General features: G+C 33.8%; 15 protein-coding genes. 3 read left to right on the top strand and 12 right to left on the bottom strand.

The features are described from left to right. Nucleotides 1–16: 16 nt before the first annotated feature. The 3 genes from ADIWIN_RS09400 to ADIWIN_RS09390 all read left to right on the top strand — a co-directional run bounded on the left by ADIWIN_RS09400 (nucleotide 17) and on the right by ADIWIN_RS09390 (nucleotide 4,774). A complete protein-coding gene (locus ADIWIN_RS09400) occupies nucleotides 17–826 on the top strand; it encodes a T9SS type A sorting domain-containing protein (RefSeq protein ID WP_020897797.1) in 810 nt (269 codons plus the stop codon). A 325-nt stretch (nucleotides 827–1,151) separates the two neighbouring features. After that, a complete protein-coding gene (locus ADIWIN_RS09395) occupies nucleotides 1,152–1,931 on the top strand; it encodes a T9SS type A sorting domain-containing protein (RefSeq protein WP_020897796.1) in 780 nt (259 codons plus the stop codon). A gap of 128 nt (nucleotides 1,932–2,059) precedes the next feature. Continuing rightward, entirely contained in the window at nucleotides 2,060–4,774 is a 2,715-nt protein-coding gene (locus tag ADIWIN_RS09390; protein WP_020897795.1) for an outer membrane beta-barrel protein, read from the top strand. A gap of 28 nt (nucleotides 4,775–4,802) precedes the next feature. Here ADIWIN_RS09390 and ADIWIN_RS09385 read toward each other — a convergent pair whose 3' ends face one another. The 12 genes from ADIWIN_RS09385 to ADIWIN_RS09330 all read right to left on the bottom strand — a co-directional run bounded on the left by ADIWIN_RS09385 (nucleotide 4,803) and on the right by ADIWIN_RS09330 (nucleotide 20,997). Beyond that, the gene (locus ADIWIN_RS09385) at nucleotides 4,803–7,376 is read right to left on the bottom strand and encodes a sulfatase-like hydrolase/transferase (RefSeq protein WP_020897794.1); all 2,574 of its coding nucleotides are present in this window, start codon (nucleotides 7,374–7,376) and stop codon (nucleotides 4,803–4,805) included. Between the two features lie 257 nt (nucleotides 7,377–7,633). Then, nucleotides 7,634–9,499, bottom strand: coding sequence for a sulfatase (locus tag ADIWIN_RS09380; RefSeq protein WP_020897793.1), 1,866 nt, complete (start codon nucleotides 9,497–9,499; stop codon nucleotides 7,634–7,636). Between the two features lie 169 nt (nucleotides 9,500–9,668). Then, on the bottom strand, nucleotides 9,669–11,156 hold the full coding sequence (locus tag ADIWIN_RS09375; protein WP_020897791.1) for a sulfatase family protein: 1,488 nt from the start codon (nucleotides 11,154–11,156) through the stop codon (nucleotides 9,669–9,671). 41 nt (nucleotides 11,157–11,197) lie between these two features. Then, nucleotides 11,198–13,162: a T9SS type A sorting domain-containing protein gene (locus ADIWIN_RS09370; RefSeq protein ID WP_040756831.1), complete on the bottom strand. Its 1,965-nt coding sequence runs from the start codon at nucleotides 13,160–13,162 to the stop codon at nucleotides 11,198–11,200. Between the two features lie 246 nt (nucleotides 13,163–13,408). Continuing rightward, on the bottom strand, nucleotides 13,409–14,470 hold the full coding sequence (locus ADIWIN_RS09365; protein ID WP_369021495.1) for a sulfatase-like hydrolase/transferase: 1,062 nt from the start codon (nucleotides 14,468–14,470) through the stop codon (nucleotides 13,409–13,411). A 26-nt stretch (nucleotides 14,471–14,496) separates the two neighbouring features. Continuing rightward, the gene (locus ADIWIN_RS21655) at nucleotides 14,497–14,970 is read right to left on the bottom strand and encodes a sulfatase-like hydrolase/transferase (protein WP_020897788.1); all 474 of its coding nucleotides are present in this window, start codon (nucleotides 14,968–14,970) and stop codon (nucleotides 14,497–14,499) included. A gap of 29 nt (nucleotides 14,971–14,999) precedes the next feature. Continuing rightward, a complete protein-coding gene (locus ADIWIN_RS09355) occupies nucleotides 15,000–16,424 on the bottom strand; it encodes a sulfatase family protein (protein WP_040756850.1) in 1,425 nt (474 codons plus the stop codon). A 146-nt stretch (nucleotides 16,425–16,570) separates the two neighbouring features. Beyond that, nucleotides 16,571–18,034 (bottom strand): sulfatase family protein, encoded by a 1,464-nt coding sequence (locus ADIWIN_RS09350; RefSeq protein ID WP_020897786.1) that lies wholly within the window; start codon nucleotides 18,032–18,034, stop codon nucleotides 16,571–16,573. Nucleotides 18,035–18,059: 25 nt separating this feature from the next. After that, complete coding sequence (locus ADIWIN_RS09345) at nucleotides 18,060–19,394, bottom strand: Gfo/Idh/MocA family protein (RefSeq protein WP_020897785.1); 1,335 nt, start codon at nucleotides 19,392–19,394, stop codon at nucleotides 18,060–18,062. Between the two features lie 30 nt (nucleotides 19,395–19,424). Further along, entirely contained in the window at nucleotides 19,425–20,384 is a 960-nt protein-coding gene (locus ADIWIN_RS09340) for a formylglycine-generating enzyme family protein (protein WP_020897784.1), read from the bottom strand. Between the two features lie 20 nt (nucleotides 20,385–20,404). Further along, nucleotides 20,405–20,686 carry a YceI family protein gene (locus ADIWIN_RS09335; RefSeq protein WP_020897783.1) on the bottom strand — a complete coding sequence of 94 codons (282 nt, stop codon included), beginning with the start codon at nucleotides 20,684–20,686 and terminating at the stop codon, nucleotides 20,405–20,407. A gap of 17 nt (nucleotides 20,687–20,703) precedes the next feature. Further along, nucleotides 20,704–20,997, bottom strand: coding sequence for a hypothetical protein (locus ADIWIN_RS09330; protein WP_020897782.1), 294 nt, complete (start codon nucleotides 20,995–20,997; stop codon nucleotides 20,704–20,706). Nucleotide 20,998: the final 1 nt, after the last annotated feature.

Here is a 20,998-nt window from a genome sequence, read left to right as displayed (position 1 = left end):
TTAAACTATATATATTATGAAAAAACAATTACTTTTTACTCTAGCTTTTCTAGGAGCTATAACGTTTGCGTCGGCACAAACAGAAATAGCATTTGATGCAGCAGGAGATGATCTTCAGACTTTTACTGTTGGACAACAAGGTTCAGATGAACTTGATGAAGGTATTATTACGGTAGGTGGTACAGGTGTATTAGTATCTAATAATAATTTTATGGGTGTTAGGTCTGATACTCCTACAGATAATGGAGCAACTGGTGTATGGAGTTTTACTATATCTACGACATCGACTACTGCAATAAACGCAACACTTAATTTAGATATGGCAAAAAGACCAGGATGTAGTGTAAGTGGAACAGTTGCTGTATCAGGATACACAAATACGTCTTATTCTTTTGGGTCTGATGGAACTGATATTTCTGCAGTAATAGACGCACCTATTGAATTTGGATCAATTATTTCACTTGTTAGTGGATCTCCCATAGCCGTTACTATAACATTAGACGAAATGTTAAATGTAGATAATACGGCTACATCTATTTTTAGATTAGAAAATGTTATATTAGAAAGAAATGGTGCTTTAAGTGTTGAAGAAATTTCAGCTAATAGCATCGTTGCTAGTGTTTCTCCAAATCCTACAGCAAACAGCTTTCAAATAAATTCTAAAAAAAGTATTGAAAGTGTAAAACTATATAATATCACAGGTCGTTTAGTAAAAACATTTGGTGAAGAAGCTCATTATGATATCAGTGATTTAACAACTGGAATTTACATTGCAAACATCAAGACGCAATTAGGATCTAAAACTATCAAAGTTGTAAAAGAGTAAGCTATTCTATTTACGTTAAATTGATTTTAATAAAAGAGTCCCTTAGTAAAGTTTACTAAGGGATTTTTTTTGCTTTTCTTTAATATGATAAAGTACGTTTTTAAGGATTACTGAATGACTAATTACTACATTAAGGTAATTACCCTTCGCTAGGTCTATAAAAGTTTTAAGCGATAGTAAATGGTTAGTGTAAGAGCTAACTAGTTGTTTATCAATAGGAATTGTTTGTTTTTACAAGAAATGAGAATGCTTTTGGGTGAATTCAGCAAGGGAGAGTTGTTTGATATAATTAACTTTGACTAACTAATTTTTAAACCAATATATTATGAAAAAACAATTACTTTTTACATTTGCTTTAGTAGCAACGTTCTTCGCTGCCTCAGCGCAGTCAAATACATTTACGTTTACGGGGACATCTTCTGATAGTGAAACTTTCCCGTTTGGTTCAACTGCGGGAGTGTACGCGCTTTCTGGATCTGATTTCAGTCAGGGTGCTAGCTTTATTAGTTACAACGCAGTAGTTGAAAGCGGAAGTCCTGTGAGCGAAACATTTGGGATAAACACTTCTGGTGCTAATCCAGAAGGTACTTTATCTTTTAACTATAGAAAAAGAGCAGCAATGACAGGTGTAGTAACAATTTCTGTACCAGGACAAAGTGATGTCACTTATACATTACCTGATACTTCTGCAGAAGATGGGACAGCTAATGCATTAGTAGAAAAGACTATAGAATATCCTAATGTGCTTTCTCTATCTGCATCGACTACAAACGTTACAATTACAGTTGATGAATTAGCTGAGAATGGAGTTAATAATGTGCGATTAAGAATTTACGATGTTACAGTAAATGGAACTTTATCTACAACTGACTTTGAAACTATGGAAACTGCGGTTAAAATTTATCCTAACCCAGCAAAGAATAGCTTCCAAATAGATTCTAATAACAGTATCGATAGTGTACAGTTATATAGTATTACGGGGCAATTATTAAAAACGTTTAAGCAAGAAGCTAATTATGATATTAGTGATTTAGCAACAGGAGTTTATATTGCAAATATCAAAACACAATTAGGTTCTAAAACGTTAAGAATTGTGAAAGAATAAAGACATATAGCTTTATTCTAAGTCCAAAATCTTAACCTGCTCAATGATATTAAAAATGAAAGGTAGTAATTCACATTGCTACCTTTTTTTTGATTTATTAAATGAAAATTAAGTGATTTAACTAGTATATGGATTTATCTAAAATTTTAATATCAGCCTTTTTGGTTCTGTCTAATATTCTATTTAGTCAACCTGTACCACCAATAAAAGGAATAGTGATAGATGAAAACAAAGCACCGATAGAATTTGTTTCCGTAGCACTCTTAAAACAGAAAGATTCAACATTTATTAACTATACCCTTACTGATGTTAAGGGCGAATTTGTAATACTAGATACGCCAAAAGATTCGCTTTTATTACAGTTTTCGTATTTGGGTTATGTTACCCATTTTAAGCCTATTCACTATACCAACAAACCTATAGATTTAGGTGAAATCATTCTTAAAGAAGAGGCTTTTGAGTTAGATGCCGTGACGTTATCTGCTGTAATACCCATTCAAATAAAAGAAGATACGATTGCTTTTAATGCTAATTCTTTTAAAGTGAATCCTAGTGATAATCTCGAAACACTTTTAAAAAAGTTACCTGGTTTAGAAATTGAATCTAATGGAAAAGTTGTCGCTCAGGGCAACCAAGTCACAAAGATATTTGTAGATGGTAAAGAATTTTTTGGTGGAGACCCGGCCATTGTATTAAAAAACTTATCGGCAGATGCCATTGCAAAAGTTGAAATAATAGATAAAAAAAGTGATGAGGCAGAATTAACCGGAGTAGATGATGGTAACAAACAGATTGTAATCAATTTCACCTTAAAAAAATCGAGAAAGAATCAAGGTTTCGGAAAAGCGTCTGCAGGTATAGGATTAGACAGTCGTTATTTTGGGAATCTCAATTACAATAAATTTTCACCCAAAACGCAATTGGCTGTTATTGGCAAATTCAATAATATCAACATTACAGGGTCTAACATTCAAGGATTTTTAGAAAACGCAGAAGGTATTGCAGATGATTCTGATGACGACACTTCCAATGCTTCTAAAACAAAAAGTTTAAGCGGTTATTTAGAAACAGGTGTTGGTGGGGTCAATGTTAGTCATGAGTTTAAAGATAAAGAATCTTTTAATGCCGACTATTTTTACAATCTATCAGATAATAGCGGAACATCATTTTCTAAGCGGATTTCTTTTTCAAATACAAATAATTTTGATTTTGAAGCCGATAATGATTTCGATAAAATTTCAAAAAACCACAACTTTAACTTCAATTATAAAAACAAATCTAGAAGTACAAACAGCCTCACCATTAAAGGACGTTTAATATCGGATGAGGTTGTTCAAAATTCAACCAGAGACGGTTTATACTTTACTGAAGATGGAGATTTAGTGACGTCCAATCGTCAGAGTTATAGTAATAATAACATAAAAAAAACATTTAACGTAAGCATCAATTTCTACCAGAAATTAGCTAAGGTTGGTCGTAGTTTTAGTGTAGGATTTAATACTAATATCAACGGACAAACCAAGGATAATAAACAGACTACTTTTGTTACTAACAATATAAATACGGATAACCCTTCAGTTAGAGAGATTTTTGCTTTACGAGACGAAACCTTTAATAATGGATTGTACAATTTCAATATTAAATACACAGAACCTTTAGGTAATAATCATTATTTTAAACTTCATTCTTCTGTAAGGATCTTAAATCAAGATGAAGACATTTATCAACTTAAAACTACTGTAACTAACGATAATGCGGAGGAGCTGATAACATTTAAGTACAATAATAGGGAAAGCAGTTACCAAAACCGATTGGGGTACAATTACAGTGTTAAAAAGCTAAATGTTTATACAGGTATTGAGCTTCAAGAGCTCGATAGATCGTTCGGTGTGGTTACTGAAGACGGTTTTAATAGTCGTCAGTTTTACGTCAACCCATTTTCAACACTGCAATACAAGCCTCGGAACGGTGTAAAATACCGATTAGTCTATAACAAAAAAATACGTAGCCCTCGTACAGCGGAAAGCTCTACAGTTATTAATGATTTGAATCCGTTTTATATAAGGAAGGGAAATCCGAATCTTAAACCAGAAAAGACTGATGATCTCAATATCATAGCTAATATATATAATTACAAATCATCATTAAATTTTACAAGTAGAATTAGATATCAGTTTTCTACAGACGCTATTATACCAAATATTACAATTGATGACGACTTTGTAAAAACAAGAAGCTATATCAATAGTGGTGAGCGAAAACGATTTACCTCATTTTTTAATTTTAGTAAAAAAATAAAAGAATTAGGAATTCGCTATGCTATAAAGAATAGTAATTTTTATAATGTTTCAACCTCATTAATTAACCTTCAACTTAACGATGTGGAATCTAAAGATGTCTCAGTAGGATTGTCTTTAGAGAATGCTAATAAGAATGTTGTGGACTTAAAGATTGGGACTAATTACAGCGTTAATAATACGTCATTTTCTATAGAACAAGATCTTAATCGTATTTATAAAAAGCAGCATTATTTTGCGGCTGTAGATTATGATTTTATAGAGAATCTAAATTTTAATACCCAATTTGATTATTTCTCTTATGCTGATAATCAATTTGCGACTAATCTGGAACTTCCTATATGGAATATGGCTATTTCCTATACATTTGGAAATAGCCATAATAGTCTTAAACTAGTCTTAATAGACTTACTTGATGAAAATGTAGATTTCGAAAGACGAAGCACCACTAATTATTTTGAGGAAACCACTTCAGAAAGTTTAGGACGCTACATTATTTTAAGTTATACCCATAGACTCGGTAGCCGAAAGCAACAGAAAGGTTAAGGGCCTTAAATAGTGTAGCGTTTAAATGTTACTGCTTTATTAACTTTAAAGTGCTACTATCACCATCCTTATTGGTTACTTGTAAAAAGTATAAACCTGAATTAATTCTAGAGATATCAATATTCTGATATTGATCCTTGAACTCTAAAGTCTTTGCACCATGTATATTATACAATACACCAGATTCTACAGGTTTATTTAGACTAAAAACACCTTTCGCTGGATTAGGAAACACTAATAGGTCTTGAAGGTTATCTTCCACATCATCTACACCTAAACTCTCTAAATCTAAATGAAAAGTAATATCATAAACCCTAAATCTTGGAGGAAGTGCATTATCTGCATTGATGAGATCTGTAACTAAAACTTCCATAGTCTGAGCAGATTCAGTAAATGTAGTAGGTACGTTATATTCGTAATACAAGTCATCGGCATCTCTAGTACTTGTATATTCAAAACTTTGGGTTTCATCGCCAATAGTGACATCAAAATTTACAGTGTCGCCTTCACGAGATCTTATATGAAATACAACTTTTTCACAAACTACCGATTGTTCAGCTTTTACGTTAATATTAAAACCATCACCACCACCTACAGTTCTCATTTGAATAAATGACGAATTTGCTGTGGCACCTCCAATTAATTCACCATAGACATCTGATTCTTCAGGTTCAAACATTTGTACTTCGTCTACAGTATTAAGTGTAATTTTAGTGATATTAACAATCTCAAGTTCTTCAGATAATACTAAGAAATTATTTTCATCTCTTAGGTTGAACACAATTCCAGAAGCATCATCAGGTACGTTTGCCGTTATTATATTATCGTTTATAGTGACAGCTTCTGCTTCAAACCATTCTTCATTTTGTTCGTTTTTTCTATATAATAAATGACCATAACTAATTACTGCTTCACCTGAACTATTGGCTATGACTGCAGTTGCTATACCTGAATTTTCATCATAAGTTACTGAGTTAATTGCTGGGACAAGATTTTGGTTTACAAGAGGGCCATCAGGTTCTGCATAATCAGGGTTCCATGCTGGAAATCTTGCATCATTATCTATTAAATAGGCTTCCAATGTATCGATCATATCTTGTTTTAATGTCTGATCCATCGTAGTTATAACATTTATAGTTTCCTCTACATCTACAAGATTATCTCCTTCATTATACAGTTGATATGCTTCGTAAGTATTGTCAATATAATTTTTATATAATTTGTAATTACCTCTCCTAATAGATGATTTTGATCGTTCATCAGAAGCATTAGGATAGTGCCAAAAAAGATCTGTTCTTTCGGTGGTTACACCATTTCTTGTTTGTTCTACTATGCTATTAGTTCCTTTTAGTAAATCACTTAAATCTGCACCATCAAAATCGTCAGAAAGATTGCTAGCTATAGTTGTTCCTGTTAAAGATAAAATGGTTGGAAAAAAATCTAAACCATTAACAACATTGCTATATTCAGCTACTGGAATCTCTGGCCCAGTTACTATCATAGGCACACGAATACCACCTTCTCTAGAACTTGTTTTTCCTAAATCTAAAGGGAAATTATCTGCTACAACTTCAAAACCATTAGCCGCATTATTTTGTTCGGAAGCTCCATTATCTGAAGAAAATATAATATATGTTGTTTCGAATAACGTTTTACCTGGATGTCTAGGATCGCTAGTTGCTTGTAAATAATCTACTAGCTTACCTAAACTCCAATCTACTGTTTGCACCATAGCTCCATAAAATGGATTATATTCTCCAGCCGCAGTTAAAGGTGTCGTTTCCGTTGGTATCCCATTTGGGCCCACATCAGGTGCATCTATTTGACCAGAATTTACTAATGTTTGCGTTATAGCCTGTAACATTGGTAGATCTCTAGTTTGAATAGGAGTATGCACCAACCAAGTAGCCATATATAAGAAAAATGGTTCACCAGATCCACCATTAGCAGCTACTCTATTCTCCATATATGCTACAGCTTCATCTGTAACAGAATCATATGGTATTCCATCAGCATCTAAAGGGTAATTTGGATCATTCCCACCAAAATTTGAAATATCATATCTATCACCCATATTTTGGTTCACACCTCTACTTGTAAATTCAGTATCAAAGCCTTGGTCTACAGCTACAGGAAAACCATTGGCACCATCAACATGCCATTTACCAACATGGCCTGTATGGTATCCATTTGTACTTAAAGCTTCTGCTATAGTGTACTCATTAACATCTAATCTTTTTGGAAAATAAGGGCCTATCATTTTACGATCAGCTTGTGAATTCCTTAATATAGGTAAACCACCACCAGATACTTGAGTTACTTTAGTTTTAATAGGGTGTCTGCCACTTAACATTGCTGCTCTAGATGGAGCACAAGTAGGTGCAGGAGAATAGGCTTGCGAAAACTTAGCTCCAGCAGCAGCTAAAGCTTCCATCTTAGGAGTTTCCCAAGGAACAGGGTCTCCTAGGTTATTAAGATTAGTATCTTGCCAACCTAAATCATCTACATAAAAAATAACAATATTAGGCTTGTCTATAACTTGACCATATACTTGTGGGAATAAAAGTAAGCTGAACAAAAAAAGCAATGTAGTGTTTTTCATAGTAAATTTATTTTAGGTAAAAATAAGTCTTCTAATAAGTTATGAGTTTCTAATTTCAATCAAGGCTTTACTCATTTCAACCTTTTTAGTTTAAACCTAAGTTAATGTGATTACCCTATAACTATTTTTTATTGGTAACTGTTTTAAACGTTTTCTGTGTATTACTGAAAGAAAATTTATAGCTTAGTCTTGCTGAAAAATAAAAAAGCACCAAAACATAATATGCTTTAGTGCTTTTAAATTCAAAATTATATTAACTATTTAACAGCAATGGCTTTAGTTGCAAATATTTTAGTTGTTTTTTGGTAGCCTGCATCTGGATAACTAATTAAATAATTATTCTCATCTACTAGGTTAAATACATAGTGGGTTGTTCCTTTTGGTAACGCAACAGAAACTTTATTACCATTAAGAGTCATGGCAACAGGAAACCAAATCTCTCCTTTTATACCTCCATTTTTAGTATAAATAAGTTCTGCTTTAGTCACCTTAGCTCCATTATTTTTAAATTCTAACCAAACAGTATTACCCTCTGAGCCATGATTTACAACAGTAGGCACTTTAGATTTATTAGGTAATGATTTTTTACTAGTAGGGTTTAAAAAAGGATATCTGGCATTTAGCTTCTCTAATCTTTCAGTCAAAATACGATTCATCTCTTTTGCTTTCTCAGGCATTTTTGATGCAAGATTTTTAGATTCTTCGATATCTAAACGATTTGAACCATTTTCATAAAGTTGAAATAATTCTAAAAAAGTTTCTTCTTCAGTATCTGTATAATTACGAATAAGTTTATATCCATCAATACGTAAAGTAGATTGCATAGAACTATTAGGATAGTGGAACATCATACTATTTCTTGGCGCACCTGTTTCTGGGTCTATTACTAATTTTGAATCCGTTGGTTCTTTATCTAACAATGTAGATAAATCTGCGCCATCTAATATTTGATTGTCTTGTTTTTTGGTTCCTGTCCAACTTAGTATGGTAGGATAAAAATCAATACCATTTACCATAACATCAGATTCTATATTTGATGCAATATTAGGACCTATTATGATTAAAGGCACTCTAACTCCACCTTCTTTTGCGTTTATCTTTCCTTTATCTAAAGGGTAGTTATCTGTAATGATTTCTTTAGTATGTTGCTCCATACCTCCGTTATCTGAAGTAAAAATAACATATGTGTTTTCAATTAGCATATGTCCAGGCCATCTCGGATCTTCCGTTTCTTTAAGGTATTTGATGAGTTGACCAGTATAATGATCAATCATTTCTACCATTGCTGCATAATAGGCGTTTTTTTGACCTGCTTCATCCCACATGTCATTTTTCTTTGGATATTCTAATCCTAATTTTTCATAGTACTTACGCAATAAAGCTTCACTTCGTGTTTGTATAGGAGTATGCACTAATCGCGATGCATAGAACAGAAAAAATGGATCTTTTTTATTAGCCTCCATAAAATCGAGACCATCTTGTGTGATGTCATCAAAAGGAAAACCGTCTTCATCTAAAGTAAAAGGGTCTGACGCATTAGTAGTCGCAAATCCTGTGGTACGATCATCCATCCTTCTATGTGCTCCAAAACCATGTTTTGAAAAATCGAATCCTTGATCCTTGGGTTCTGGATAATCTGTAACTGCAGCACCTACGTGCCATTTACCTGAGTGTCCTGTTTTATAACCGTTAGATTGTAAAGACTCTGCAATTGTCACTTCCGAAATATCTAAGGCACCTCTCATCCATGGACTAATTAATGTAGAACCGTGATTAAATGGTAATGGAGGATGACCACCTCTAACATTGGTACGTTCTATACGCACAGGGTGTTTCCCAGATAAAATTGCACCTCTTGAAGGTGAACAAGTAGGTGCTGGCGAATAGGCTTGCCAAAATAGAACACCCTCTTTAGCTAATCTATCAATGTTTGGAGTTTCGTGTGGTGAAGGCTCGTCAATATCATAGCATTTTACGTCTTGCCAACCTAAATCGTCAGTTAAGATTAATACTACATTTGGTTTTTTTGGTCGTTCTTTATCTAGCTCAATTGGGTCATTGTTGCTACATGTAGCAGGCAAATTAAGGGAAAAGAGAAGTGAAAATAGAATTAGTTTTGACATTGTATTTATGTAAAAAATTATTAGATGAGTTTATGTTGAACGTATAAGTTCTAAAGGCTTATTTTGATGAACGAAATTAGTTTTCTTATTCTTTTTTTGTTCTTGTTTTTCTTCGTTTTGTTCTTTTTAATCGGTTTTTCTTCGTCAGACGATTTATTAGACTTTCCAATCAAAAAAGGCTTTTTATCTTCGGCTGTTGCACTTCTATCAAATAACACGGCATATTTTTGATATAAATTATCTGCCGCCGCTTCTTTTTTAATTTAGCAAGTTGTACATCGTATATCGCTCGCATTTTTTGAAGCTGTTTTTCAGCAGAAGGATCGTTGACTTTGTTCGTCATTTCTAGTCGATCTTTTCCGATATGGTAAAGCTCTTCGGTTGTATCCATGTTATCATCTTCATAATTCCAGAAAATGTATTTCCAATCTTTAGACACCACCCCCATGGCTTGTATTTCGTCATTGCCCCACATATTTGTAAGTGCAACGGTTTCACGTTTAAATTTCTTTGGCTTTTCGATTAATAAACGTAAATCTTCACCATCCATATTTGCTGGAGGTTCAATACCTGCATATCTTAAAATCGTTGGAGCCATATCGATGTTTGCTGTAATTTCTTCACGTCTCACGCCTCTTTCTTTGATAGGAGTTCTAGGATCGTAAATAATTAAAGGCGATTTTGAAGCTTCTTCATAAGGTAATACTTTTCCGCCCATATTATGTGCTCCACAGCTATACCCATTATCACTTGTAAATATGATAATGGTATTATCTGCAACCCCTTGTTCTTCTAACATTTTTCTAATCATTCCTAATGCATAATCGACACCATGGATTAACTGATTGTAATTTTTAATCGTTTTTTGGTAACTTTCTTCAGAATCGCGCCAAAACGTATAGTCGTTATATTGCCTTCCTGTCTTGGCTTGTGGCGCTAAATGAGTTGCATTTTCGGCACCATAGTTATCTGGTTTTTTATAGGTTTTTCCTTCGTAGACATAATCAAAATATTGGTCTGGTGAAAATGGCATATGTGGTGCTTTAAAACTGATAGACATAGAAAAAGGTTTGCCTGATTCTTTTGCTTCAATAATAAAATCCTCAGCCCAAGCGGCATAAGCTCTTGTGCTATGTGGATATTTTTCAGCATATTTAGCCATATACTTGTTGTTGGCCGTTTTGTAACTTGTTTGGCCTAAACCACCTGCCCAATTATCAAAATCATCTACCGGAAGTGCATCCCAACTATTGTGTCTGGTACTATTACCTTCATCAGAAACAGCCAATCCAAATTTACCCGCAAAACCTGTATAATAGCCTTGTTCTCTTAAAAGAACAGGATAAGATTTAGCAAACTTCTCTTTTCTTAAAGGACCGTGATCAAAATTACAACCCGCTTTGTATTCATACATACCTGTTAAAATAACGGCTCTACTTGCCATACAAATGGCGGTGGTGTTATAATGATTTTCAAATAAAACACCTTCTTTTGCTAAGGCATCCATGTTAGGTGTTACAACTTGGTCATTCCCATAACAACCTGTTGCAATATTGGTTTGATCATCTGACAAAAGGAAGATAATGTTTGGTTTGTCTTGTGCAAAACTACTTGCTGTAATTGTGCAGATGATTAATGATAGAAATATTTTTTTCATAAACTTTTACGATTATTTTATATAGGTGGTTTGAGTTTTTTTTATTTAGATACTATTATTTTTCGAGTGATGCTATAATGATTACTATTGGATAGTTTTACAAAATAAATGCCTGAATCGAGCGATCTCATATCTAATTGTGTTGTTGTAGAGCCATTATGCCATACTTTTTCCAGCACCTTTGTTCCGATGGTATTAAAAACAGTGATGTGGTTGACTTCTGAAGTCATACGGTTAAGGGTTAAAGTCTCTGATGCAGGATTGGGGAAAAATTCGACTTCCGATGAATTATAATTTAGCACAGACAAAGCTGCTTCACCAACCAAATGAGCACCTTCAGGTCTTACATATGGTTCACATTCTGCAATAGGAATAGATATAAGTCTGTCGTTAATAGCTTTCATGATTAACATTTCATCATCCATCATATACCCTTTATCACTTCCTGTATCATCGATAGTCGTTGCAAAGGTTAAGGCAGCATTGGCTTGTACCAAGCGCTTAGTAAATCTATATGCATCTTCAATACCAAATACTATGGGATGAGAAGATACATGCCATTTTTCTCTAATAGGAAACCAAACGTGTTTTAGTACGGTATTACCTTCGTACATAGACCATGGGTTTTCTACCATATTAGGTATGGTATATTCTTCATAAGCCCAAGAGTTTGGTGGTGCGCCTTGGCCAAGTGGTGTCACATGGCCTTTGGTATAATCTTGATAGGTACTATTGGCTTCAAACTTTATAATTCTATAGTCGCTATCATCCTCGTCATCAATACCATCAGAATCTACCAAAAGATTGTCGCCATTTTCATCTGTAAAATAAAGCCCTGTAGGTTGTGCTCCTATAATTGCAGTAGGATCGGTATTTTTAATCATTTGCACAAAATCTTCTAAATGCCCATCATTGTGTAGTTTTGAAGTGGTATCTAACCAATAGCCATCGGCATAATCTTTAACTTCGAGTACAAAGCCTTCAATTAAATCCTTGTATGCTGCATATTCGTCGCCTGCAAAATTGTTAGTGTAGTAATTGATCCAAGCGGCTTCAATGTCTGCGCCATCATCAATAGCTCTATCTAAGTAATTGGTAGAGATGTACAAAATCACCTTTTTACCATCGTCTATGAATGTTTGCATGACCTCAAAAATAATGTTTTGATTGGCTACACTAGGCACTAATGCTTCATGGATTTCAGTAGCGACATCAACATTGCTATTCTGTCTAAGTGCGAAATAATGCGAATGGGCAAAATAAGACAAGTTTGTAATCACATGGCCTACAGCAGGCAATTCATCTACTACTTCTTGTGCACCAGCAGGAAGATTGTAACCGCCTGCCACTTCAGAATCTAAACGCTCCCCTCCAAAAACCGGAAACGTAATTCCCCATGAGCCTGACAACCATGAGGCTGGGTGAGGAGCGACGTCCACTATTTGGTCTGTTGTGCCACTAATAGAGTCTATATAATACGTAGTTGTAGGAACTGATGCTGTGCCATTGGCAAAACCTAATGCAATATGTTGATAACCATTAGCATTGATAATGGCGTTAGGTATTGAAGTCCCATTAAAATTAAAGGTAAATGTTTCCCATTGTTGCCCAACGGTAAAATTGAGCTCTATTTCACTTTCCGAACTTACCGTAGCATGAGATAAATGCACACTTATTTTTGAATTATTTGCTGTTAATGCTGCTGTTGGTATATCGATATAGGCTTTGAATGTTACAGCATATCCTGAAAAATCGATTACAGTGTTGTATAAATCGAATTGTAAAAAAGCACTTGTGCCTTCTTCTCTATTAAATTTAGAAACGGTTGTATTTGTATTTATTCCGGTAGTATTTGGATTTGGAACATCTCTAAGAAATGTGCCTGAGCTTGTACTTTCTTGTTCAATTTTATAGATGTTTGATTCATTTTCGTACCATAAAAATTGTGCATTAGAAATCTGAACAAATGCTAGAAAAAACAAGAAAGATGTTAAAAACTTATACATGATTATAGTTGTATACTTGATTAAATAGCCACTAAATGAAACATGGTTTTCACATTTTGAAGGCTATGTAAAAATAGCACTAGCAACTCAACTTTATTTACTCTCATTCACTAAATCATTGCTCAAAACTGCCATCAAATCGCAATATTAAGAATTACATCTATTTTAAATATTGTTTTTAATGTATAACACCAATCGATTTGTGTAAACCTACAGGGCTTATTTTTAAAATGTTAATCTTACTTTTTAGTTTTTTCTTTTTTTACGATCTGTATATCCTAAAGGTGTCGTACTAAATTTTGATTCCAATTCTTCTACTTTTTCAGGAAGAGTGCTAGCAAGATTATTAACCTCTGTTGGGTCTTTTATTATATTGTATAATTCCCATTGACCTCCATTTAGTTGTACAATTTTGTAATCACCACTTCTAAACATTCTCATATTCTTAACTCCGGAGATAAAATAATCGGGTTCTTCTCTTTGTTTACCTTCAAAGATTGGAAGTAAAGAACTTCCATGTAAAGGTTCTGTATTATATCCGTGAATGGTCTCAGGGTATTCCATATCTAAAACATCCAAAAAAGTTGGTGCTATATCAACTACATGTGCTGGTTGATTTGTAATTGTATTGGGTTTAATTTTATTAGGCCAATATGCAATAAATGGTGTATGACTTCCACCTTCATGTCCTGCTTGTTTATATTGTCTATAAGGCGTGTTTCCTAAATTAGCCCAAGAAGTACGTAAGCTCCAGTAGGAGTTTGCAGGTCCGGGCTGTACATCTGTAATTTGATTTTTAAAAAAAAGACATGAGCCATTGTCTACTAAAAACAGGATTAAGGTGTTTTCTAATTTATTCTCGTCTTCTAATTTTTTTAATACTCGACCAATATTCTGATCCATTCTATCTATAATGGCTGCGTACACTGCCATCTCAAGATCAAGAGAATCTTTTTTCTCTTCCGTTAAATCGTCCCATGGATAATATTCTTTATATTCTGGAACAAATGGCTTCCCTTTTCTATTTAAATCGTTCTCAGGTGGGCTTAATTTCACGTCTTTAGGTATTATCCCAATTTTTTGCATTTTATTGAAGCGTTCTTTTCGTAATTCATCCCAACCTTTTTTATATTTTCCTTTGTATTTTTCAATATCCTTCGGTCTTGCTTGTAATGGATAATGAGCAGCGTGATAAGGTAGATATAGAAAGAAAGGCTTGTCCTCTCCTTTAATAGATTCATCCAACCAATTCAATGCATAATCTGTGATAAAATCGGTTTGATACATTGGTGAAATTTCATGTTTAATATCGCTTGGATCTAATTGCTTTCCTTCTAAAAAATACGGTTCAGAGAATTTTCCAGATGGAGGTAAGAAATATTCTGTTGTTGCCCAAAAAGAAAGGAATGGTCAAATGCATTTTCCGCTTTACAGTACTCAGGTACCCAGTTATTAAAGTGTTCTTTTCCACTCATGATATTGATATAACCTCTTTCTTTTGTCAAATTGGCTAAATGAACAGCTCCATTTCCACCCGTATATAAGCCTGTTAACAATGATGACCTTGTAGGCGAGCATTTGGCCATATTATAAAAGGTTGTAAAACGCATCCCTTCATTGGCTAATCGATCAATATTAGGGGTCTCTATTTCTCCTCCAAAAGATCCAATATCAGAAAAGCCAATGTCATCACCCATAATTAAAACGATGTTTGGTCGTTGTTCGTTTTTTTGCCCAAATGCCGAATCTATGGAGATAAAAATCGAGAATATTATAATGACTAAAACTTTTAATTTGTTGCTAATCATAATCTTTTGTGTTTGAGTATTGTACTCGATTAATCATTTGGGTTAACCATATTCTTCCAAGATGGATATACAGGTCTTTCTTTTGATTCTCTATCCTCATCAACTGATGGAGCAGGAGGAGCTTGTTCGAGCACGTTTTGAAGAATTGTTTTTGTGAATATAAGCGAAGTATTAAGTTCTTCTAATAGTAAATTCTTCGTTTCATGAATATCACTAGGTATATGGTACATACCTCCATTACGATACAATTTATACTCTTGATTTCTTACGAATTGAGCGCCTTTATATTTTCCTGCTTTTCCCCAGTAAGGTTGATAGTGCCAAAATACCCATTCTCTTGGTTTTCCTGTTTCCCCTTGTAGTTGTGGTAAAAAACTACGTCCGTCAATAGGGTCTTTATCTGTCAAATTTAAGGAAGCAATATCCGCAAAGGTGGTATAGAAATCTGTAAAGTCTATTAAGTCTTCACTTTCCATGCCCTTTGGCGTATGTCCTTTCCAATAGGCTATAAATGGAACATGTGTGCCCATGTCTACTGTTTCTCCTTTGGCTCCTTTAATATTTTGCCCATTCCAACGAGAAGTTATAGACTCTGTCCCATTGTCTGATGTAAATAAAATAATGGTATTTTCAAGCAGCCCTTCATCTTCTACTTTCTTTACAATTTTGCCAACAATTTTATCCAAATAATTAACCATAGCCACATAATTGTCTTTTTTCAATTTTCTGTCTCTGGGTGCTCTATTAGCGCTTTGACCTTTTGGTTGGTCGCCGATTGTTTCTGGCGTTGGTACAAAAGGACTATGAACCAAAACAGTTGGATAATACACAAAGAAGGGTTCGTCTTTATTCTCTTCAATAAAATCACAAACAAAGTCAGACATAATATCAGGACCGTATTTTCCCATATTCTCTTCTGTGCTTATCAATTTTCCATTACGTTCTAAGGGTGGACTCCAAAAACGTTCACCTCCGTTTAGGGCTTTTTTTTGTGTTGTTACTTGCCATAAATAAGACTCATCAAAACCAGCTTTTTGTGGTCTATTTGCGTCTAAACTACCTTCTGCATTATGGTACAATCCGTTTAATTGCCATTTACCAGCAATAGCCGTTTTATAGCCAGCATCTTTCATTAAGTGCCCAAATGTTTTGTCTTTAGGATTAAGGTATCCAAAATGGGTGTAATTCCTGAAATTATATTGACCCGTCATAATTTTCACCCTAGAAGGCGTGCAAATTGGTGTAGAATAACAGTGATTAAACTTTATGCCTTTGGAAGCTAAGGCATCAATGTTAGGTGTTTCATAATCTTCGGCACCGTAAGTCCCAAAACAATTCCAGCTTACATCATCAGCCATAATTAATATAATATTTGGCTTTTTTACTTCCTGTGAAATCATAGAAACACTAAAAAAAAGGAATGTTATTCCTATTACATTTTTAATATTTTTCATAACTATTAAATTAATTATTTTTTTGGGTAAAATCAGTTCCATTAATACCCATTTATAATACAAGTACGATTCCTAAATATTTCTCTAAACGTGCTGCTAAATTTTATATACTCTGAAGTATAGTCAGAGTCTATGTGAAAGTTTATTTATTTTTTGAGTTCACCTATTTCTCTGTTCTCACTTCCTTTTGCGATTCCCACATTTAAATCTCCTAATTCTTTTCGGTATTTTTCGACAACTACCATAAGTTCTTTTACTTTTTCTGGGTGAGAAGCGATTACATTGTATTGCTCTCCTGGATCTCTAGATAGATTATAAAGTTCAGGTTGCTCAATAGCCATTTTTTTCGTTTTTCCATGAACACCATCATTTCCTGCTATTGTATCGTTAGAATTATATTTATGTGGTAAAACTAACTTCCAGTTTCCTTTTCTAACTGCGTTTAAGTTATTTCTTCTATAATAATAAAGAATCGTTTCACGAGGTGTTGCTTCAAAATCTCCTTTCCAAAGTGATGATATATCTACGCCATCAATTTTATTTTCAGATAGTTTTCCATCTGTAATAGCCGCAAGGGTAGGAAGTAAATCTATAGCACAGGCTAATTTATTACAAACCGTTCCTTCAGGTACATTACCAGGCCAACGAATAATAAACGGAACACGTTGACCACCTTCCCAACTAGATAATTTACCTTCTCTTAATCCTCCAGATGATCCAGCATGATTCCCATAGTTTAACCAAGGTCCATTGTCTGTGGTAAAAATAAAAATAGTGTTATCTGCAATTTTATTCTTTTCTAATGCTTTACTTATCTCTCCAACAGACCAATCAATTTCCATCATAACATCTCCATATAATCCTTGCTCGCTTTTACCTCTAAACTTATCAGATACACCAAGTGGCACATGACCCATAGTGTGAGGAACATATAAAAAGAAGGGATCTTTTGCGTTTTTATTGATAAAATCAACAGCTTTCTCTGTGTAAAGTGTTGTTAACTCGTCTTGGTCTTCTAACGATGTTATATATTTTTTAATTTCATTGCCTTCCATCAATGGAAGTTCTGGATATCTTGATCGTTTATGTGTTGTGGGTACTTTTTCTCCAGTTATGTTGTTACGTGGCCACATATCATTTGAATATGGTAAACCTACATACTCATCAAAACCATGTTGTAATGGTAAAAATTCTTTTTGCCATCCTAAATGCCATTTACCAAAACAAGCCGTTTTATATCCTTGTTCCTTAAACATTTCGGCAATTGTTAATTCATTGGAATTAAGTCCTTTTTTATGGAGTGGAGTTAAAGCCGCTGAAATTCCTATTCTATTGGGATAAGAACCTGTTAAAATGCCAGCACGTGAAGCACTACAAACAGGTTGAGCTGCATAATAATTTGTAAACCTCATTCCTTTACTCGCCATATGATCCAAATTAGGTGTTTGGAAACCAGTTGCGCCATAACTTCCTACATCACCATAACCTTCATCGTCTATAAAAATGATTACTACATTGGGTTTTTGGCTATTTTGATTTTGTTTAGATTGACTATAGCTATTAAGAAATAGCACTGTAGTAAATAGTAATAAAAAGTTGTACTTTCTCATTATTGAAATTCTTAATTTAAACTGATTATAAAACAATTGTCTTACCTGGAATTGGAACCGGATAATCTCCAAATTCATTTGGCAAAACAGGTGGAGTTGAACTCATATTAATGTCATCTGTGTAATTGAATAAAGGAACCTTAGACTGTATAGCTTCGTCCCATTGTAGTTCTTTACCAGACCAACCAGCCATTCTACCAAAAACCCCTGTCATAGATGATTTTGCGGCATAAAAAGCGTCATTAAAATAAGGTTTATTATGGTAAATACTTTCAATTAAATTTTTCTGAACTAAGTCGAATGAGCCATGCAGGCGACCGTATTCTTTACTACTTGCTCTAAAAACTTCTTTTCCTTTATTATTATAAATTACAGCGTCTTCAGTAATAATACACTTACCTTTTGTTCCATAAAAATACTCTCCATTTTTATTTTTACAATTTGGTATATTTCTACTATAACTATGCAAAGACACATCATTTTTATATTTGAAGTTAGAGGTTAAGCTATCAAAACCGCCCAAAGAACCTGAGAAATTCTTATCAGGAGATTTCCCTCCTAAAGCGATTACAGATTGTGGATTAGTTTCATTTAAAACCCAGTTTACAATGTCTAAATTATGCACATGAAACTCTTCAATATTTCCTCCACTTACCCAAGCAAACGATCTCCAATGTCTATTTTGAAATTCCATTTCTGTCCACTGTTCTTCTCTCTTACGTTCTAAATCTCCTATAGGTTTTCCTAGCCAATAACATTCTGCGGTATGAATTTCACCAATTGCTCCATCATGTATTTCGTTAACTACAGCTTGGTATCCTGGAGAATATCTTCTTTGTAATCCAGCTGCTACGTACAATTTATTTTGTTTCGCTAATGAAGCTGCAGCTATAACTTGCTGAAAACCGATAGAATCTACACAAACAGGTTTTTCTATAAATACGTGTTTTCCTTGTTTTATAGCTTCTTGAAAAATAGCAGGTTTAAATGCGGCAGGAGTTGTAATGAATACAATATCTGCTAAAGCAATTGCATCTTTATAGCCTTGGAAACCAGTAAATTTAGTGTCTTCAGTTACTTTTATTCTGCTTTTGTTTTTCACTGCCTTTAATAATACTTTTTCTCTGTGATCAATTTTGTCTTTAAACAAATCACACATGGCAACAAGCTCTGTGGGAATTTCTAAATCTAAAGCTGCTTTCACTGCTCTTGCACCTCTTCCTCCACATCCAATGTAGGCTATTTTTAATGCATCTGATGAACTATTATGAAAGCCTAAGACGCTATCTAATACTTTTGATGAGGTTAAAAGTCCGGCTCCAGCTAAAACTGAATTTTTAATAAAATTTCTTCTTTCCATTATTTTATATTTTTGATTAACTGAATAGGTTTATTCTAACATTGAAGAAAAGAACAGTTCTACATCTTCCTTACTTGGCTGCTCTAAAGGTCTTACCAATCTAAAACCAACAAACTCGGAATCTGTGTTCCACCAAAAACTTTTAGGTAATTGTGGGTCTCTTGCTTTCCAATCGTCTGTTGAAGTTATTCTATTTGTACTTCTGCATTCAGTTTCATCATCTAAAAATGAACCTCCTCGGGCTGATCTTGGGTACAATGCATCTGGCATTCCTCTAGGATCTTTTTCTCCATCTTTTATTGTAGTGTAATAATCAGCATAATACTGATCTAAACACCACTCGGACACATTTCCATAAATATCATATAATCCATTAGGGTTCGGTTTTTTTAAACCAACTTGGTGTAATTGTCCTTCTGCATTTTCGGCATACCAAGCATATTCTGATAAATCATTTTTCTTTTTTCCAAAGAAATACGGAGTTTCTGTGCCTGCTTTTGCAGCCAATTCCCATTCTGCTTCGGTTGGAATTCTATAAAAAATCCCCGTTCTTTTATAGAGCCAACGGCAATAAGATAATGCTCCATATTGTGTTAAACCAACAGTTGGTTTCATATCATCATCTCCTAATCCTTTTGATGGATCTTCATACGGACTTGAGGGTCTAGAAATAACTTCAGTGTTTAAAGTGCCATCAGCTAATATATCACTTGTAGCATCTGTAAATAGTAAAAATTCTTTCTGAGTCACCTCAAAAGCACCCATCCAAAAAGAACTAACTTCCACTTGTTTTTGTGGCAACTCATCAGCTTCTTTTTGTTTATCTTTTTTTGATGCTCCTAGCATAAAAGTAGCACCTTTAATCGGCACCATCTTAAAGGATACATCAGTACCTTCAATCTGTTGTGAATACGGTTTAAATTCAGCTTGAGCAAATCCATTTGTAGCTAAAAAAACAAATGGTATAATAAATAATTTAAGTAATTTCATATAATAGTAATTAAGGTGATTTATTGTTTTATAAAGCTTAAATTAAACATTACATTTAATTCATCTTTTGTCACTAGTTTTCCAAAGAAAGCAGTTGGCTTTTCAATATTAAACATAGTCATTGTTAAATCTTTAGTGCCTTCGAAAGACATAGTTTTCATTTCCGTATTAAAAAATCCATTTAATGTAACTGTAAGCGGTTTGCTAACACCTGCGGCTGTAATTGTCCCTACAGACTCTAACACAAATTTATCACCATCTAAAGCTGTAATCTTATTTTCAATAGACTTATAAGTTACCAATGGATTTACATCACTAATTAAAGCTTTTTAATTTTTGAATCCATAATTGGCCCTCTACCACTTTCCATTTTATCAACTGGAAAACTAAATTCTAAATTTGAATAAAGAATTTCACCAACTTCAATTTTAATATCTTCTGATGTAGTAAAGTTTCCTGTGGCCTCCACAACTTCAACAGACCAATCACTAACCGTTGACGATCCATCAATTTTCATTGTAGATTCTTTAGAAAGCGTGAATGTTGTTTGCGCCTCAACCCCTAAACTAACCAATAAAAAAGCTAGTAATAGTATGCTTATTTTAGTATTCATT

This window comes from Winogradskyella psychrotolerans RS-3, assembly GCF_000427335.1.
GTDB lineage: Bacteria > Bacteroidota > Bacteroidia > Flavobacteriales > Flavobacteriaceae > Winogradskyella > Winogradskyella psychrotolerans.
Note: the sequence above shows the minus strand (reverse complement) of the source record. Positions and strands in the feature narration are given on the sequence as shown.

Bases quoted from the DNA above. Each gene is read 5' to 3' on its own strand.
- ADIWIN_RS09375 (WP_020897791.1), bottom strand. From the start codon at position 11,156: ATGAAAAAAATATTTCTATCATTAATCATCTGCACAATTACAGCAAGT.
- ADIWIN_RS09390 (WP_020897795.1), top strand. From the start codon at position 2,060: ATGGATTTATCTAAAATTTTAATATCAGCCTTTTTGGTTCTGTCTAAT.
- ADIWIN_RS09350 (WP_020897786.1), bottom strand. From the start codon at position 18,034: ATGAGAAAGTACAACTTTTTATTACTATTTACTACAGTGCTATTTCTT.
- ADIWIN_RS09370 (WP_040756831.1), bottom strand. From the start codon at position 13,162: ATGTATAAGTTTTTAACATCTTTCTTGTTTTTTCTAGCATTTGTTCAG.
- ADIWIN_RS09345 (WP_020897785.1), bottom strand. From the start codon at position 19,394: ATGGAAAGAAGAAATTTTATTAAAAATTCAGTTTTAGCTGGAGCCGGA.
- ADIWIN_RS09395 (WP_020897796.1), top strand. From the start codon at position 1,152: ATGAAAAAACAATTACTTTTTACATTTGCTTTAGTAGCAACGTTCTTC.
- ADIWIN_RS09355 (WP_040756850.1), bottom strand. From the start codon at position 16,424: ATGAAAAATATTAAAAATGTAATAGGAATAACATTCCTTTTTTTTAGT.
- ADIWIN_RS09385 (WP_020897794.1), bottom strand. From the start codon at position 7,376: ATGAAAAACACTACATTGCTTTTTTTGTTCAGCTTACTTTTATTCCCA.
- ADIWIN_RS09380 (WP_020897793.1), bottom strand. From the start codon at position 9,499: ATGTCAAAACTAATTCTATTTTCACTTCTCTTTTCCCTTAATTTGCCT.
- ADIWIN_RS09400 (WP_020897797.1), top strand. From the start codon at position 17: ATGAAAAAACAATTACTTTTTACTCTAGCTTTTCTAGGAGCTATAACG.
- ADIWIN_RS09340 (WP_020897784.1), bottom strand. From the start codon at position 20,384: ATGAAATTACTTAAATTATTTATTATACCATTTGTTTTTTTAGCTACA.
- ADIWIN_RS09330 (WP_020897782.1), bottom strand. From the start codon at position 20,997: ATGAATACTAAAATAAGCATACTATTACTAGCTTTTTTATTGGTTAGT.
- ADIWIN_RS21655 (WP_020897788.1), bottom strand. From the start codon at position 14,970: ATGATTAGCAACAAATTAAAAGTTTTAGTCATTATAATATTCTCGATT.